The organism is Flavitalea sp. (genome assembly GCF_035489435.1).
Lineage (GTDB): Bacteria > Bacteroidota > Bacteroidia > Chitinophagales > Chitinophagaceae > DATHKG01.
On record NZ_DATHKG010000166.1, the window covers coordinates 12,390 to 30,980 of the forward strand.

The following is an 18,591-nucleotide window of genomic DNA, read 5'->3' on the forward strand; positions in this document are numbered from 1 at the left end:
TTAATTATAAACCAGCAGGGGCCTTTTTGTAACAGCATTGTTTATAAGGGTCACTGAAACATTGAATACGTCCGCAATCAGATCTGCGGTTAGCACTTCCATAGTGTTGCCATGAGCATTTAGTCTTCCGTTCTTGAAAAAAAACAGTTTATCTGCATATTGTAAGGCCAGGTTTATATCATGTATAACCGCTATAACGATAGTATCGTTGCCGGTGAATTCGCGTGCTATCCGAAGGAATTCCTGCTGATAGCTTATATCAAGATTATTGAGTGGTTCATCCAAAAATAAATAACGATTGCCTTCCTTTGGCCGTTCCCAGATCTGGGCCAAAACCCGGGCGTATTGTACTCTTTGTTTTTCGCCACCACTCAAAGTCAGATAATTACGTTCCTTAAAATCAGTGAGTCGTAATCTTTCAATGACATCGTTACAAATAGAATTATCTTTTGGGGAAGGGTTAAAATCAAAATGCGGGTAACGACCCATCATTACCACTTCATCAACAGTGAGTGGAAAGCTTAGATCAGGTTGTTGGCTCATGACAGCGCGGTGCCTGGCAAGTTCCCTTAGCTGTTGTTTTCTGAGCACTTTCTCATTGTAACAAACCCTTCCTGTATAACCCTGTATTTCGCCACTAAAAATACGGAAGAACGTTGATTTGCCAGATCCGTTGGGTCCGAGGATCATATTAAATTCGCCGGCATGAAACTCAATATTTATATCTTCCAATATCTTTCTGTTGCCTATCTTATAACTGATATTTTCTGTTCTAAGCATTGCCGCCTCCTTTGGTTTGAATGATGTCAAACTTTTTTAACAGAAAGAGAAAAATCGGTGCACCAACTAATGACGTTATAATTCCGATAGGAATTTCTGCGGGGGGGAGTAACATTCTTGCACCAAAATCGGCCAGAGTTAGTAAAAGCGCGCCCAATAGCATTGATGCTGGTAAAAGCCTTTTATTATCGCTTCCAATGAGCAGCCGCAACACGTGTGGAACTATCAAGCCCATGAAACCGATTACTCCCGTGAACGCAGTTGCTACAGCGACCATTGCCGTATTAATGATCATGATTTTCTTTTTTAGTTGATCTGCATCTACCCCTAAATATGTCGCCTCGGCTTCACCAAGCAATAAGGCATTCAGTTGCTTCGTATAACGTAATGCAATCGCAAACATGATGAAAGCTACGGTTCCTACAATAGCAACCTGTGACCAGCTGGCACCGGAAAAAGTTCCCAGGTTCCAGAAAGTTATACTCCTTGCCTGTGGGTCCCTGGCCACATAACTCATGAAGCCCATACCGCTAAGACCAACAGCATTTACTGCTATGCCTGCCAGTAAGAGTGACAGTATCGAAATTCTTCCGGCGCTCTTTGCAAGCATATATACAATATATGTAGCCAGCAACCCGCCGGCAAAAGCAAAAACCGGCACTAGCAGGGGTCCAAGTATGCTTTTCAATCCGATACTCATATTTGCTGCCAGAACAAATACAACAGAGGCTCCGAAAGCCGCACCTGCGCTTGTACCAACCAACCCTGGTTCCACTATGGGATTTCGGAAAAGGCCTTGCATTAATACCCCGGACACGGAAAGTATAGCACCGGTGATGGCACATAACAGTACCCTGGGCAATCGAATCTGCAGAAACACCGCTTCATAGATACTACCCGGTTTTTTTCCCCCGGCAAAATGTTTGAGCGATGACAACATTTCACCGGGCGAAATGGACACAGCGCCAAATACAATTGCAACAAGCAGCATCAGCATCAACAATAAAACAAGCGCAGGAAAAAAGAATTTACTGTTTCTTAGCATAACCAGGCGGGTGTAATAATTTCATTAATTGAATAATATTATCTCCGGACCTTGGTCCAAAATAGATAATATCATGTTCCTCGAACCTAACAATACGTTTGTTTTTACCCGCATTTGTTAGTGCTACGCCAGGAACCTCTGATATAAACTTATCCATACTTCCCATCTGGTCGTAACCATAATCAGTAGCAATTATAATATCCGGATTGGCAGTGGCGACAGCTTCTGCGCTGATCTCGCGCGCGCCGCTTGCCTTATAGCTGGTAACTTTCCCGCCCGCCATTTGAATCATCTTGTCTGCGACACCACCCCGGCCGCTCATGACGAAGTATATATTGCTGGCACGGCCAAAATGAATGATCATAACATTTGGAGTATCCCCTGGAGCAATTGTACTAAGCGCCCCGGCTGACCGCGTTAACCCCGCATCCATTTTGACAATAAGAGAATCTGCCTTATGTTGCTCCCCGAAAAAAACACCCAGTTCTTTCAAAAGAAGCCGGGAGCTGTCGATAGTATTTGCACCGCCGAAAACTTTTATGTTCAATCCCGCTTTGACTATTTGCGGTATTACATTCTCCGGGCCTATGTCATTGCTATGGATCACCAGTTCAGGATTCATGGCAATGATAGTTTCAGCACTGAGCGCCCGGTGATAACCAACTGTTTTTAACAGCTTCGCACTATCAGGGTAAGTGCTGCTTAAATCAACCGCAACAATATTATGACCCTTGCCCAGCGCAAATAACATCTCGGTTAAATGCTTTGAAAGAGAAACAATACGCTGATCTTTTAGTGTATCATTCTCCCGGTTACCAAATCTTCCGCAAGCAACAACGCAGATTAGTAATAACATCGCGAATGCGTAAGAATAAAAATATATAGTCCTGGTTTTTCTCATGATTACAAAATGATAGGGGCAATTCCGCAGAACTACCCCTTTTCGTTAAAAATTATATTTTAAATTAATGCCGCCAAACAAGGTCGCATTTACAGGGGCCGGTATGTACGCATCCGGTAATTGATTTACAAATACCATCTGGTAATACTTGCTGTTAAATATATTGCCCGCTCCAAAGTAGGCATCAAGGTCAAAATGCGTTGCAATATTTTTTTGGAAACCTATCTTGGCATTAACGAGGTTAAAGCCAGCCGCGTAAAGGTCATTGAGTGAAGTAATGGGCATTGGATCCTTATAATTATAAGTGATGTTTGCGTAGAGCCCTGGTTTTGTCATGACATCAATACCAATATTAGCCATCACCTTAGCAACTCCTGCGACATCCTTCCCGCTGTAATCTTCAGTTTGCACAACAGATTTCTGTATCGTAAAATTACTTCCATATTTAAAATCAGAATAGGTTATGTTGGCAAAGGGACGAATCACATTAATAAATCCCTCGCTATTGATGTTGTACCTCACCAATGCCTCTATTCCACGGTGAATTTGTTTGCCGCCATTTACCATATAAGAATATAGCGTTGTATTAGGCGACGCCGGAGACGCCACTGAAATAGAAGTCATCTTGTTAGAAAACTCCGCATAAAAGTAAGCGATCTCATACATCAGATCAGCATTCAACAACTGTCCTTTACTTCCTAATTCATATTGGTTGCCGGTCTCTGGTTTTAGTACCCCGTTCACATTCCCGGTAGGCGGTGTTGGTGGATTTGTAATCACTGGAGTTGTAATATAAAAATAGGAACTCACTGGCGCTTTATACCCCTTGCTATACGAAGCATATAAGGACATATGCTTATTGAAAACTTTGTTAATGGCAAAATGCGGTGATACCATTGCTTTATATGTTGTATCGAATTTGGATGGCCTGGCCGCCATTGCCACATTGAACCGGTCATTCAGCGCGATGCCCATATTGCTGCTTCCCACGCCAGCCGTGAGTGAAAAATCACCTGGAAGACCCAACGTCCACTCAGTGAATAGCGACATGGTTTTGCTGATCGTTGCAAAGTTTGAAGTAGTTGCGTTGATGATCCAGTAAGGACTTGTACCATATTTCCAGGCACTGCCGGTATCAGATGGATCCTGTTTCATATTGTAACCAAGGGTCTGCGCATCCTGGCGCTGAAGCTCTATACCGGTAATGCCGGCTAAAATGATTGACCTACCGGCCTTAAATTTTGTATTGAAAACAGAACGCAGCCCGTAATTGATACTGTTTTTATCTGTCCAGCCACCAGCTGAACTCGCATTGCTGGTAAATCCTGTTCCAAATACCGTTGTGGAGTTGGAAATCGCAGAATTGAATTGATAAGTATGGCCAACACCAGCCCTGAATGTAATTACCCCGCTGTGGGCATTCCTTTTAATATATTCGATGTTGCCGGAATAATCATTGTTATTGTATTGGTCTATGGTCAGCTCGCCAAACCTTTCATCGTAACTGTTACTATATCCTACATAAGTGTTAATCAACTGCTTCTCACCCGCATGAAAACTGGCAACAATACTGGCAAAATCCTTTTTTGACTTGTTGTGGATTGAAGAACCATCGTAATCCTGGTGACCATAATTAACAAGCAGTGATGAATATTCAGTTGCCGTTTGAAAGGTTGATGTAAACCTACGAAGACCGTAGTTGCCAATCATTACCTCCTGGCCAACTGAAGTTTTGCCCTTTTCAGGCGCAATAGTGCTCAGGTTGACCGCCCCGGCAATAGCGAGACCGTACAAGGTTCCTGCCGGCCCTTTCACAACTTCGACATTACCGATAGAACCCATATCAATGTCATCAAGAGTTGTTATACCTTCCGCATCAGTAACAGGTATTCCGTTCAGGTAAACCTTATATCCCTGGCCATCAAAGTTACTACTGATACCCCTGGTTCCCCTTGAACCATTTCCGTAACCACGGATATTGAATTGCTGACCACCCGACACAGATCTCCTGTTCATAGTCACACCCGGAACATTTGCCTGGATAGCATCATCAAGGAATAGACCCATGCCACGTTTCAGTTCAACAGGGGTTAACTTACCTATAGAGGCCGGCTGGTACAAAATGGATTTATTCTGGTTGGATGTTGCCGTAATTTCAACCTGCTCCAGCGTACCCTTAGTGGTAGCGAGATAAATAAAGATCTCCGTGTTACAATTTTTTATAGCTTTTTCCTGGGTTGAATAGCCAATGAAGGAAGCGGCAACTGAACTTGTTTCACCACAGTTAATTGAAAACATGCCATCACTACCAGTCATTGTACCCTGATTGCCATAAGTTATAGTAGCACCGGAAAGAGGCTTGCCGGTTCCTGCGTCCATCAGCTTTCCTTTCAACATTGTTTGCGAAAAAGCACAGGATGATATTATTGTGAGTAGCAGAATAATAAAGCTGCCTGATTTCATAAGAATTATAATTATAGATTAATCAATAGCATTAACTCAGCAACAGCTTGCGCTCAAGCTTGTGCCAGGCTAAAATGCGCACCGGGTCCACTAAGTCAAACGGACGCAGACGTATCTTAAAACATTATTAAATATTAGTAATCGAAACTTATGATAACAACCTGGGCGGAGGGATGATTATTTCCTTATAGCAGGAAGAGATTTCAGATTTAAAATAATAGAAATCAGGTTGTTGTTTTGAACCGAAAGAAAATGCCCAACAAGCTGAACTGACCTGCAGATGTAATAAGGGAGAATAAATAGTGATTTTGTGATTCTTTCTCTTTTCATTGTCGGCAGCATCTTTGACTGCTAATGCGAATTTGTGCATGAGTTCCTCTTCGTGCTCATCGTTCAAACAATATAGAAAGGTTTTACCATTTTTCACTTTGATCCTGATAACATCATAATACGTACCGTTGAGAACAAATTCCTTACCTTCTTCCTCCCACTTAATGTCATCATTGACCTGAATGATCTCAAGATAACGGTCAGGCACACCCGAAATAATCTCGGCCCTTACTATCTCTCTTATTTGAAATCGATGAATGGCAAAGACAATTAAATGACCCGCAAATCCGGAACAAAAGACCAATAGAAAGAATATGGAATTTAATTTTTTCAACCAGCTATACTCCGTTTATATGCCTGAGGTATGTTGATGTTTTTTTCATCTTGCTTCTGATTCATTCGCTGCAACCAGGAAAATCAAGTTTGATACAGGCTAAAAATTAACTATAAAATAGGTGTAAAAAGGCTGAATCAAAGTCTCCAGCGATAACTATCATGTGGCAAGAAATGCGATAGGATGAATGAGCGATCCAACGAATTAAGAAAATAAATATTACAATGAAATCTCCGTAATTACAAATATAAGGGCATTTAAATTTTATATTTATAAATATTTTTCTCAGCGTCCTGCCATTAAGCCTTCGGATATTATCTCACATCTCTTATTAGTAATTTATGAAGCATGTATTTTGGCTGTTGCTGTTTTTTAACGTTATATCCCTGTCAGCGCAGGATATCAGTGGGATCTGGCAGGGCAGGTTAACACAGGAGCCGGGGGGGTGTTTTCCGGAATATTATATAGAATTACAGATCAAAAAATTCAATCGGGACATCGAAGGCGTATCATATGATTACTATGACACGACAAAATTCGTCAAACTTAATTTTACAGGAACCATAGAAGGCGCCAGGAGCAAGACGATCATGATCTCAGAGAAAAAGGTACTGACAGAAAGGATTCCCGAAGACTGCGTTCCATGCATGAAGACTTACAACCTGGTGTATACACGTCGCAATAACGAGGAAAGTTTATCTGGCAGATGGGTTGGTGAGGATATGGGAACTATCGCAGGTTGTCCGCCTGGTAACATCTATTTAAAACGAGTTGCAAAATCGGCTTTCGAAGAAAAGAAAATCAGAAAAACCATACTGGCCCATACCATTTATGTAGATGAGCCGGATGTGAAAGTAGCGTTCTATGATAATGGAACCGTTGACGGAGACTCAATAACAGTATTCTTCGATAACCAGCTGGTGGTTTCAAAAAAAGGATTATCTCTTAACCCAATAAACCTTGACTTAAAGCTTGAACCAACAAAAGAACACCAGATGGTTGTGCTGGCAGAAACGATGGGAACAATTGCACCCAATACTTCGGTAGTGGTTGTTACTTCAGGCACCAGGCGCTACGAGCTCTTACTTTCGTCGAATGAAGAGAAAAACTCATCAATTAAAATTATTTATAACATAAAAAAAACTTCAGAATCTGAATCCAAAAATTAGACAGATATAAAAATGTAGAAATAAACGCTGCCGAAAATTTGATTAACAGTTGATATAGCCTACTGTTTCTAGATAGAATGTATTTATAATCACTACTGTATAATTACAACCTCGTTCGTATAAATTTACAAAAAGAAACAATCGAACATCTGATTGTTCAAATTCCCACTCTCTTGCAAGGGAACCTTACAGTAAAGCATCAAACCATATCCCTGCCCTAATCTAGCCAACATTGCACTCATAAACGATAGCACTTGCCGTATGGGATGAATCATTGTTATCCGATTCAAAACAATTTTCATCTAAACCATCACTAATCAAACTGCTATGCGGATTCTCGTATTATCACTAATTCTATTTGCTGCAACCAATCTTTGTGCACAGGACCGGTTCATTAACGGTAAAATCTTTGCGGGTACTGAAGACTCAGTGCTTGCTGGTGCAACTATCTCCATTAAAGGATCAAAAACGGCAGTAGTAGCCGACAGCGAAGGGGCGTTCAAAGTAAAAGTGAATGGAACCAACCCCGTACTTGTTGTGGAACACATGGGATATAAAAAAACTGAGGTGCCCGTGGAAAGTAAATCCACGATAAATGTATTTCTGGATGCAAATCCTTCAGTATTAAATGAAGTAATCGTAACCGGTTATGGTCAGCAAACAAGGCGAACATTAACCAGTGCGATCACCTCTGTATCATCAAAAGAAATTGCCAACCTGCCACAGCCTAATCCCAGTTCATTATTACAGGGAAGAGCATCAGGCGTTCAGGTTAACAATAACTCCGGAACACCCGGTGGCGGTGTCTTCGTAAGAATACGCGGTACACAGTCAATTACAGCAGGCAATGAGCCGCTGTATGTGCTTGATGGAATTCCACTGCAATCAGACAACCTATCAGGTATTGGTCTTGGTGGAAGCGTAACGAGTCCGCTTGCAGACATCAACCCTGCAGATATAGAATCTATGGAAGTTTTAAAGGATGCTTCTGCTACTGCTATATATGGTGCAAGAGCCGCCAATGGCGTTGTACTTATCACCACAAAAAAAGGCGCAAACAAAAAAGCTAAGATAAGTGCCGGATATTATTACGGCGACCAGGAAGCAACTAAGCTGCCGGCGGTTGTTGACGGACCAACCTTCGCGATGCTGCAAAATGAAGCAGCAACAAACAATGGCACGCCAATACCATATCCTGATCCCTCTTCTGCAATGAATACTGATTGGACGCAATTTGTTTTTCAAAATGCAAAAATCCGCAATGCAGATATTTCAGTGGCCGGTGGAAGCGAAAAAGTAAAGTATTACATTTCTGCCAATGACTTCAGGCAGGAAGGAATACTTAAGAACTCTGACTACGATAGAAGAACATTGCGTGCAAATATTGATTTCAGCGCAACAAGCAAATTGAGAATAGGAACAAATGTGTTGTTCTCCCGAAACAACCGCGGTCGTTTACGCAATGATGATAATATCTCAGGTGGCCTGGAAGGCGCATTTTTCTTCCCTCACAATCTTCCGGTATACCAACCAGATGGAACATATACCAAGTTTGGAACTTTTGAAAATCCAATTGCCGCCGTTGATCACTCAAAAATATCAATGACAACAAACCGGGTTTTGTCTACCACTTACGCAGAAATCGATATTATAAAAGGACTAAAATTCAGAGCTAATTTCAGTGTTGATTACAGCAATGTACAGGAAGACCTTTACGACGACACATGGACAAATGCGGGCTTTTCGGTTAATGGCTCAGCACAGTCAATAGCGCTCAACAATATTAACTGGAACCAGGAGAACTACTTCACATACACAAAGAATATAAGTAACCATTCATTCAACCTGGTTGCAGGGATTTCCGCGCAGGAATCAAAAACAAACAGCACAAGGGCCACCGGCACACAATTCCCGAGCAATGAGTTCAGAACAATATCATCTGCGGCTGTACAAACGGCAAGCACCACCGGTTCAAGCTGGGGCCTAGCTTCAGTGTTTGGAAGACTTACCTACGACTACGATAATAAATACCTTGCAACTTTAACCTTCCGTCATGATGGCTCATCGAGGTTTGGTAAAGACAATCAGTATGGTGATTTTCCGTCTGCTGCAATTGGCTGGGTACTGACAGAAGAAAAATTCATGCAGGGAATACCGGCAATCAGCAATTTGAAAATCAGGGCAAGCTACGGTCTGACAGGAAACCAGAACATTGCAGATTTTGCCGCCCGTGGTCTGTGGTCAGGCGCAGCGGCTTATGCCGCACTTGCAGGAACTACTCCCAGCCAGTTAGCAAATCCGGAACTTAAATGGGAAACAACAAAACAAGCGGACATCGGCATAGACATAGGTTTGTTTAACGACCGGCTAACATTCACTGCCGACTATTACCATAAAAAAACAGAAGATCTCCTTCTGCAGGTTCCTACTCCAAGGTCCACTGGTTTCGAAAGCATCTACCAGAACTTCGGCTCACTCGAAAACAAAGGTTGGGAACTAGCTGTTACTGCAGACATATTCAGAAACCCGGCAGGTCTTAACTGGACCTTTAATGCGAATATTTCCGGAAACAAAAATAAGATCCTGAAACTCGCCTCTCCCTTCGTTGTTTATAACCGCGATCTCTACAGATATGAAGAAGGTGGAGAAATGTACTCCTTCTACCTGCATGAACAAACCGGCGTTGATCCGAAAACAGGATCACCAACCTGGGCTGATGTAAACGGTGACGGAAAATTTGATCCCAATGTTGACCGTAAAATTGTTGGCACCGCTAATCCGAAATTCTACGGCGGTATCACGAATACATTAAACTACAAAAACTTTGACCTGATGTTTTTCTTCCAGTATAGTTATGGAAACAAACAACTTAATTGGAACCGCTTCTTCCTGGAACATGGCGGAACAAGAGCTACCAACTATTCTAACAGCCAGTTAGACAGATGGCAGAAGGAGGGCGACATCACAATGATACCAAAAATGAACGCAGCAAACTATGCCAGTGATCTGAGGCCCTCCAGGTTTTTAGAGGATGGTTCTTATATGAGATTGAAAAACATTTCCCTTGGCTATTCCATCCCGCAGAAGTTATTGAAAAAGATCAATGTTTCTATGCTTCGCATTTATGTTTCAGCACAAAACCTGATAACAATTACGAACTATACCGGCCTTGATCCTGAGCTAACCGGCACTGCGGCAACAGCACTCACACAGGGAATTGAATTTTTCTCCATGCCTTCTCCAAGAACCATCATGGGTGGCGTAACCATCACCCTTTAAAAGCAAACAACTTATGAACCGCATAGTCAATATAAATAAAAATACGCGCTCACTAATACATCACAATATTAGGCGCAGTCGCTACCTCGGTTACACCATCCTGATATCTGCAATAGTGTTAGGAATCGCCTGTAAGAAAGTACTTGATCAAAAGCCGGTGGTTGACGTTGACGAAAGCCTGGCCATTACCGATACCAGGAGTGCGGCCGTTGCAGTAAACGGCCTGTATAATGAATTGCAGAACGGTAGTTACTATGGCAGAAATTTCCAAATCTGCAGCGATGTATCTGCAGATATCGCCCAAAGCGTTGGAACCTGGGACTTTTACAGGGAAATGGATACCTACCAGGTTACATCTGGTAATACGGAAGTAGGGAACATGTACTACAGGGCTTATCGTGCTATAAACCAGGCCAACAATATCATTGCCAGGGTTCCGGAGTTGACGGACGTTTCTGAAACACTAAAAAATCTTTATCTGGGCCAGGCATATTTTATCCGCGGCCTTGCCTTCTTTGATTTAAACAGATTATTCGGAGGCGTTCCGGGCGTTGTTGGAACATTGGGCCTTCCTATTGTTTTAACGCCTTCAGTGAAAATTGATGAGTCTGCTTTTCCTTCCCGCCCTTCATTACAGGAGGCATATAACCAGATAGAAAAAGATCTGTTACAGGCACTGCAGCTCTTGCCTGAAACAAATGGTGACAACAGGTCACAAGCCGTCAAGGGAACTGCAAGGGCACTGCTCAGCCGATACTATATGTATGTAAAGAAGTTTGATCAGACTCTGAGTTATTCGAACCTTGTAATAGCTGATTCAAAATATGTGTTGAATCCAAGCTTCAGCGCAATCTTTGACAACAAGCTTACAACAGAATCAATCTTCGAACTCAATTTTAACGCCAGTGACCTGAGCGGTATACGTAACTGGTATTTTCCTTCTGCCAATGGTGGCAGAGGCGATCTGTCTGCCCATCTAAACTACTATAACGATGCAACTGCTGATCCAAAAGACACAAGAGGCAAAATGTTTGGATTTGATAACACATCAAAAATATATTATCCAACAAAATATAAGTTAGCAGGAAACCTTGATAACATTCATGTAATCCGCATTGCCGAGATGTATCTGAACCGTGCGGAAGCGAAGGCACAGCTTAATGACTTGCCGGGTGCTTTGATCGATCTTAACCGGGTTCATACAAGAGCTGGTTGTGATCCACTGGTTGTTGCGGGCCAAACAGCTATTCTCGCAGCCGTCTTACAGGAGAGAAAGCTCGAATTCGCAGAAGAAGGACATCGCTTTTTTGACCTTATCAGGACCGGCAACGCAATTGCAAAACTCTCTGCTATCGACAGAAAAAACGGACCCAATGTTGGACTTACCGCTCCAGGCCGGCAGGTTTTTCCCATTCCTTCCTTTGAGATCAATTCCAATAAAAACATGACACAAAACGATGCTTACAAATAACATTCGGATTAGCACTCATTTCATACCAGTATATTCATTCTTTCATTTTTATAGCAGCATAGAATGTTTCTTCTGCCACATGAATATTTTTTACAAACAAGTTAAAAGGTAACTTATCACATGATTAAGATTTTATCAACAAAAATCCTTTCCCTGGTTGCGGTTGGCTGTGCGCTTTCAATCACGGGCAGTGTTGAACTGAAAGCCCAGGGAACACAGGCGCCTGAGACCGGAAAGGTAGTAGCAGCCGCTTCGCCAATGGACATATATAAGGGCATGAAGTACCGGAACATTGGTCCTTTCAGAGGTGGTCGCTCTCTTGGCTCTGCGGGCAGCCCAGGTCGGAAAAATGAATACTATTTTGGCGCAGTGGGTGGCGGACTTTGGAAAACAACAGACGGTGGCCTGAATTGGCTACCGGTAACGGACGGACAGTTAGGAAGCTCATCTGTAGGCGCAGTGGCTGTATCAGAAACCAATCCTGATATTGTTTACATCGGAACAGGAGAAACACAGTTTCGCGGAAACATAATGCAGGGGGATGGAGTCTATAAATCTGTTGATGCCGGCAAAACCTGGACGAATGTCGGTTTAAAAAATTCGCAGGCGATATCAAGAGTGCGAATAGATCCCACCAATCCCGATATCGTATATGTATCAGTATTAGGCCACCCTTATGGCCCACATGAAGAGCGCGGAATATTCCGCACAAAGGATGGCGGCAAAACCTGGAAAAAAGTGCTCTTTAAGAGTGACAAGGCCGGTGCCGCCGATATCATAATAGACAGAACAAATCCAAATATTTTGTACGCTTCCATCTGGGAAGTATACCGCACCCCATGGAAGATGTGGGGAGGAGGTGGTGCATCCGGGCTCTTCAAGTCAAAGGACGGTGGAGAAACCTGGGAAGAACTCACAAAGAAACCCGGAATGCCAACGGGAATAGTTGGTAAAATCGGGGTAACCGTATCACCGGTAGACTCATCAAGAGTGTGGGCAATTATTGAATCCGATTCCGGCGGCGTATACCGTTCAGATGATGCGGGAATGACCTGGAAATATGTGAACAGGGACCGCAAACTCAGGCAACGTGCGTTCTACTACTCCCGTATCTATGCCGATCCAAAAGACAAAAACACAGTATATGGCCTCAACGTTGGTTTCTTTAAATCAACAGATGGTGGTGTTACTTTTGATAAAACCATTCGCGTTCCGCATGGCGACAATCACGATCTCTGGATTGACCCAACTGATCCCATGCGGATGATAACATCTAATGATGGTGGCGGAGCAGTATCCGAAAACGGGGGTAAATCCTGGACCGATGAAGACTTTCCTACTGCACAACTTTATCATATCATTGCAACCAGTGATTTCCCATATCATGTAGCAGGCGCACAACAGGATAACTCAACCATTGCGATACCGAGCGAAGAATGGGACTTTATGAGTGCAAGGAATAATACCACTAAAAAAAGAGGCTGGGCATACTCAGTGGGAGGTGGTGAAAGTGGTTATATAGCGCAGGATCCCAAAAACCCAGATATATTTTATTCCGGCAGCCAGGGCGCATTAATTACCCGGGTCGACCGAAAAACCGGGCAGATCCGTGACATCCAACCCTATCCACGCTTTTTTTCAGGGGAACCCGCAAGCGCTTTGCCTGAACGCTGGCAATGGACCTTCCCTATTGTTTTTTCGCCAGTTGATCCTACCCGCATGTATATATGTTCACAGCATGTATGGATGACGACCGATGAAGGTCAGACCTGGAAAAAAATAAGCAATGACCTCACCCTTGCTGACACATCAACACTGGGAATAAGCGGTGGTGTGATCACAAATGACATGAACGGACCGGAAATCTATGCAACAGTATTTGCTCTTGCACCATCTTACCACGACGTAAATACAATTTGGGCTGGTTCCGATGATGGATTGATACATATTACCAGGAACCATGGGATTTCATGGCAAAATATCACGCCGCCGGATATGCCGAAATTTACAAGGGTAAGTATCATTGACGCTTCAAGACACAAGCCGGGTACAGCCTATGTAGCAGGTAAAAGATACCAGTTGGATGACCGTGCTCCCTATATCTGGAAGACAGATGATTATGGTAAAACGTGGACCAAAATAATAACCGGGATTCCCGGGGATGATTATGTTCATTCAATCAGAGAAGACATTAAAAAGCCAGGACTTCTGTACGCTGGTACCGAACATGGCATCTGGGTTTCTTTTGATGATGGTAAGAACTGGCAATCTTTACAATTGAATCTTCCTAATACGCAGGTAGCAGATATAGCAGTGACTGAAAATGATCTTGTGCTTGGAACACATGGAAGATCCGTTTGGGTGCTGGATGAAGTTGGACCCTTGCGTGATTATACGCCCGAACTGAAGGCAGATAAGATAAAACTATTCAAGCCTGGCACAGCGGTAAGACGAGTACAAAATGCATTGTTTCAATATTACCTACCGGAAAAAGCTGACTCAGTAAAAATTGAAATCATGGACTCAACCGGTAAAATGATCAAATCTTTCACAGGAAAACCAAAAGTGGATTCTCTTGCCGTAACTGAAGAATCCGAAGACGGACCAGTAAGGGTTCAAAAACCACCAGGTGTTGCTCAAGGCATGAACCAGTTTGAATGGGACCTGAGATACCCTGGAGCCACTGAATTTCCAGGGATGATTATCTGGGGCGCACGGCCTCAGAACGGACCTTTGGCAGTACCAGGAAAATATTCGGTCAAATTCACAACAGCATCACAATCTTTCACAGAACCATTTGAGATCAAAGCTGATCCGCGTCTGAAAAATGTTACAGTTGCAGACATGAAAGAACAGTTTAAGCTGGCGATGGAATTAAGGAATAAGGTAAGCGAGGCTAACGAATCCGTAATCAGGATCAGAGCAATCAAAGCTTCTATCAATAATAAAAAAACAAAAACAGCCACAGATCAAAAACTGCTTGTACAACTAAGCACCATTGAAGAAGCTTTGTACCAGGTAAAAAATCAGAGTGGACAGGATCCGTTAAACTTTCCAATAAAGATCAATAATCGTCTCGCTGCACTTTGGAGAAGTATAGAAACCGGTGACTCAAAACCTACAGCGGCTTCTTATGAAATGACTAAACAACTGTCAGCAGATCTTGAAAAGCAAATAACGGAATTGAAGAAGATAACAGTAACCAAGAAAGCGTTTTAATGGTAGTCGCTCAATGGTCCATGTCTTTAAAACGCTTTGCCGAAATTTTAAATGTCAACGACTACGATTTATTCTTATTATTGAAAAGAATCAATTTCATCCACAAACGGAACGAGCCATAACAAAAGGAAATGAAAAAAAGAGACCTGTTCAAACTTGCCATACTGCTGATAACTATCACAGGATCCCTCCTGGGAACTGCTAACGTCCACGCCCAAACGAGCACAACGGACCCATACAAAACCACGGGTTCATCGGAACTTGAAGCAAAAGAAGCAGACTATTTCAAGGGCCTTAAATACCGAAACATCGGTCCCTTCAGAGGCGGTCGGTCAACGGCAGCTTCAGGAAGTACGAAGCGAAAAAATGAATATTATTTTGGAGCTACTGGAGGTGGCTTATGGAAAACAACTGACGGCGGATTTAGCTGGAACCCCGTAACAGACAGTATGCTGAACAGTTCCTCTGTTGGTGCAGTGGGTATCTCCGAATCAAACCCGGATATCGTTTACATCGGTACCGGCGAAAGTGAGTTCCGTGGAAACATTATGCAGGGCGACGGCGTATATAAGTCAACTGATGCCGGCAAAACCTGGAAACATATGGGTCTTAAATCAACCCAAACAATTTCCCGTATACGTGTCCATCCCACTAACCCTGACATCGCATATGCAGCAGCGTTAGGACATGCCTATAATAAAAATGAGGATCGTGGAGTATTTCGTACCAGGGATGGCGGAAAAACCTGGCAGAAAGTGCTGTACAAAAGCAATAAGGCAGGAGCCGAGGACCTTATTATTGATCCTACAAATCCTAATATACTGTATGCTGCCATCTGGGAAGTATACAGAACGCCATGGATGATGTGGGGTGGTGGTGACGACTGCGGGATATACAAATCTGTTGATGGTGGCGACACCTGGGAGGATCTCACTAAAAAACCGGGTATGCCAAAAGGTCCGCTGGGAAAAATAGGAATTACTGTTTCTCCGGTAAAACCAGATCGGGTATGGGCAGTTATCGAAGCTGATTCTGGCGGCGTTTATCGTTCAGATGATGCAGGTAAAACCTGGAAGTACATAAACCGTGACAGAAAGCTTCGCCAAAGAGCATTCTATTATTCACGCATCTATGCCGATCCAAAAGATTCTAACGGTATCTACGGATTGAATGTTGGTTTTTTTAAATCAGTTGACGGTGGCAAATCATTCAACAAAACGATACGTGTACCACATGGCGATAACCATGACCTCTGGATAGATCCGGAAGACCCGTTGAGAATGGTGACAGCCAATGACGGTGGTGGTTCAGTAACCGTGAACGGAGGGAAAACCTGGACCGATGAAGACTTTCCGACAGCACAGTTATATCATATAATGGTAACCAGTGATTTTCCATATCATGTAGCAGGTGCACAACAGGATAATTCCACCATTGCCGTTCCCAGCGAAGGATGGACTCATATGAACGCGAGAAACAATACTATAAAACGTAGCACATGGTCATATGCCGTTGGTGGAGGAGAAAGCGGCTATATTGCCCAGGATCCAAAAAACCCGGACATTTTTTATGCGGGTAGCTACTCTGCTGTTCTCACGAGAATCAACAGAAAAACAGGTGAAAGCAGAGAAGTCACTCCATATCCAAGATATTTCATGGGTGAAGCTCCAAAAGATATTCCTGAACGTTGGCAATGGACCTTCCCGATAGTTTTCTCACAAAAGGATCCAACTCGATTGTATACCAGTTCACAACATGTTTGGGTTACTACTGATGACGGACAATCATGGAAAAAAATCAGTCCGGATCTCACACTTGCTGATACAACAACTTTGGGAATAAGCGGCGGTATTATCACCAATGATATGACCGGGGTGGAAGTTTATGGAACCGTATTTGCTCTCACGCCATCGTTCCATGATGCAAATACCATATGGACAGGATCAGACGACGGTATTATGCATATCACCCGTAACGGTGGTACAAGTTGGACTAAAATAACACCGCCTGACATGCAGAAACATACCCGTGTCAGCATCATTGATGAATCAAGACATAAGGCAGGTGTCGCCTATGTAGCAGCCAAGCGTTACCAGATGGGCGACCGTGCACCCTATATATGGAAAACTGCTGACTACGGTAAGACCTGGACCAAAATTGTTACAGGATTGCCCGCTGACGAGTTTGTACACTCTATAAGAGAAGACATCAAAAAGCCAGGACTGCTTTTCGCTGGAACTGAACATGGTGTTTATGTTTCCTTTGATGATGGTGGCAAATGGCAGCCTCTACAATTAAATCTGCCAAACACCCAGGTTGCTGATCTTATTGTAACTGAGAAAGACCTGGTAGTCGGAACTCATGGCAGGTCAATTTACATCCTCGATGACATTTCGCCATTACGGGAATACAAGCCGGAACTACTGGCTAAACCTGTAGTGTTCTTTAAACCAGAGTACGCAGTGCGAAGATTACAGGCAGCGACATTTCAGTACTATTTATCCAAACCTGTAGATTCTGTAAAGATTGAAATTTTAGACTCCAACAATGTTGTGATAAACACTTTCAGAAGTGTACAGAAAAAAACTGACTCAACACGGGCAGATTCAGCAAAATTAGCGTCTTCGAAAACCGAGTCGTCCATTGTAACCAAAGCCGGTGCGGCTGATGCTACAGGAAAATCGGGTAATTTGAAAGCAGACACTACTTCAAAAGCAGCCGCAGTACTTGCAGAAGATGGTGATGACGATGAAGAATCTTTTGTACCGAGGCCAAGGTTTCCAGGAAATGTAGCCGGCGTTAACCAGTATGATTGGGATCTCCACTATCCCGGAGCAACGGATTTTAAAGGGATGATTTTGTGGGGAGCCCGCATAACGCAGGGACCTTGGGCGCTGCCGGGAAAATACACCGTGAGATTAACTGCTGCAGGCGAAGTAATCAGCCATCCGTTCGAGATTAAGCCGAATCCAAACACACCTTCCATTACCGTGGCCGACATGAAAGAACAGTTTGCGCTAGCCATGGAATTGAGAGACAAAGTAAGTAAAGCCAATGAAACCGTAGTTCAGATCAGGAAAATCAAAGAAACCCTGATGAAGAAAAAGACACAAACTGCGGCTGAAAAACGTTTGATTGGCGAACTGAGTATAATCGAAGAAACGCTTTACCAGGTTAAAAACGAAAGCAACCAGGATCCGCTGAATTTCGGTATTCGTCTCAATAATCGCCTTGCTTCCCTTTGGAAGATTGTAGAGTCAGGAGATGGAAAACCCACAAACGGCTCGTACCAGGTTTCAAAAGAACTAACCGCAGATCTTGAAAAACTGGTTCAGGAGGTCAAAAGAATTGCTACGCCAAGAAAGGCATTCTAATAAAACTGTTTTAAAATAAGTACATCCTCTTAAGGAAGACCTCAAGGAGAGAGACGATTGAAAAATCTGTCTCTCTTTTTTTGCAATTAATTCTACCTTTTGACTTTTGACTTATATTTGATGGCCATTCTTACCAGTTCAATGATTGTGATCTTATAAATTAAGATTTTCTCTCCAACAGATAAACTATTGACCCATATTCCAACCCTGCATCATCCTTATTGCC

The 18,591-nt window shown here is 43.0% G+C and carries 10 protein-coding genes; 5 read left to right on the plus strand and 5 right to left on the minus strand.

The genetic code is table 11. From position 1 onward, the window contains the following. From VK664_RS26500 to VK664_RS26520, 5 genes are all read right to left on the minus strand, one after another. Positions 1 to 780 carry a heme ABC transporter ATP-binding protein gene (locus VK664_RS26500; RefSeq protein ID WP_461401744.1) on the minus strand — a complete coding sequence of 260 codons (780 nt, stop codon included), beginning with the start codon at positions 778 to 780 and terminating at the stop codon, positions 1 to 3. After that, positions 773 to 1,825, minus strand: a complete 1,053-nt coding sequence (locus tag VK664_RS26505) for a FecCD family ABC transporter permease (RefSeq protein ID WP_461401745.1) — start codon at positions 1,823 to 1,825, stop codon at positions 773 to 775. The genes VK664_RS26500 and VK664_RS26505 overlap by 8 nt, the downstream gene beginning before the upstream one ends. Next, positions 1,809 to 2,726 carry a heme/hemin ABC transporter substrate-binding protein gene (locus VK664_RS26510; protein WP_461401746.1) on the minus strand — a complete coding sequence of 306 codons (918 nt, stop codon included), beginning with the start codon at positions 2,724 to 2,726 and terminating at the stop codon, positions 1,809 to 1,811. The genes VK664_RS26505 and VK664_RS26510 overlap by 17 nt, the downstream gene beginning before the upstream one ends. 45 nt (positions 2,727 to 2,771) lie before the next feature. Further along, positions 2,772 to 5,189: a TonB-dependent receptor gene (locus tag VK664_RS26515; RefSeq protein ID WP_461401747.1), complete on the minus strand. Its 2,418-nt coding sequence runs from the start codon at positions 5,187 to 5,189 to the stop codon at positions 2,772 to 2,774. Between the two features lie 148 nt (positions 5,190 to 5,337). Beyond that, positions 5,338 to 5,853, minus strand: coding sequence for a hypothetical protein (locus VK664_RS26520; protein WP_461401748.1), 516 nt, complete (start codon positions 5,851 to 5,853; stop codon positions 5,338 to 5,340). 341 nt (positions 5,854 to 6,194) lie between these two features. On the opposite strand from VK664_RS26520, the gene VK664_RS26525 reads away from it, so the two are divergent. The 5 genes from VK664_RS26525 to VK664_RS26545 all read left to right on the plus strand — a co-directional run bounded on the left by VK664_RS26525 (position 6,195) and on the right by VK664_RS26545 (position 18,365). After that, a complete protein-coding gene (locus tag VK664_RS26525; protein WP_461401749.1) occupies positions 6,195 to 7,022 on the plus strand; it encodes a hypothetical protein in 828 nt (275 codons plus the stop codon). Between the two features lie 327 nt (positions 7,023 to 7,349). Continuing rightward, positions 7,350 to 10,301 carry a SusC/RagA family TonB-linked outer membrane protein gene (locus VK664_RS26530; RefSeq protein ID WP_461401750.1) on the plus strand — a complete coding sequence of 984 codons (2,952 nt, stop codon included), beginning with the start codon at positions 7,350 to 7,352 and terminating at the stop codon, positions 10,299 to 10,301. Positions 10,302 to 10,314: 13 nt separating this feature from the next. Then, positions 10,315 to 11,772, plus strand: coding sequence for a RagB/SusD family nutrient uptake outer membrane protein (locus VK664_RS26535; RefSeq protein WP_461401751.1), 1,458 nt, complete (start codon positions 10,315 to 10,317; stop codon positions 11,770 to 11,772). Positions 11,773 to 11,892: 120 nt separating this feature from the next. Continuing rightward, on the plus strand, positions 11,893 to 14,991 hold the full coding sequence (locus VK664_RS26540; protein WP_461401752.1) for a WD40/YVTN/BNR-like repeat-containing protein: 3,099 nt from the start codon (positions 11,893 to 11,895) through the stop codon (positions 14,989 to 14,991). A 131-nt stretch (positions 14,992 to 15,122) separates the two neighbouring features. Continuing rightward, a complete protein-coding gene (locus VK664_RS26545; RefSeq protein ID WP_461401753.1) occupies positions 15,123 to 18,365 on the plus strand; it encodes a WD40/YVTN/BNR-like repeat-containing protein in 3,243 nt (1,080 codons plus the stop codon). Positions 18,366 to 18,591: the final 226 nt, after the last annotated feature.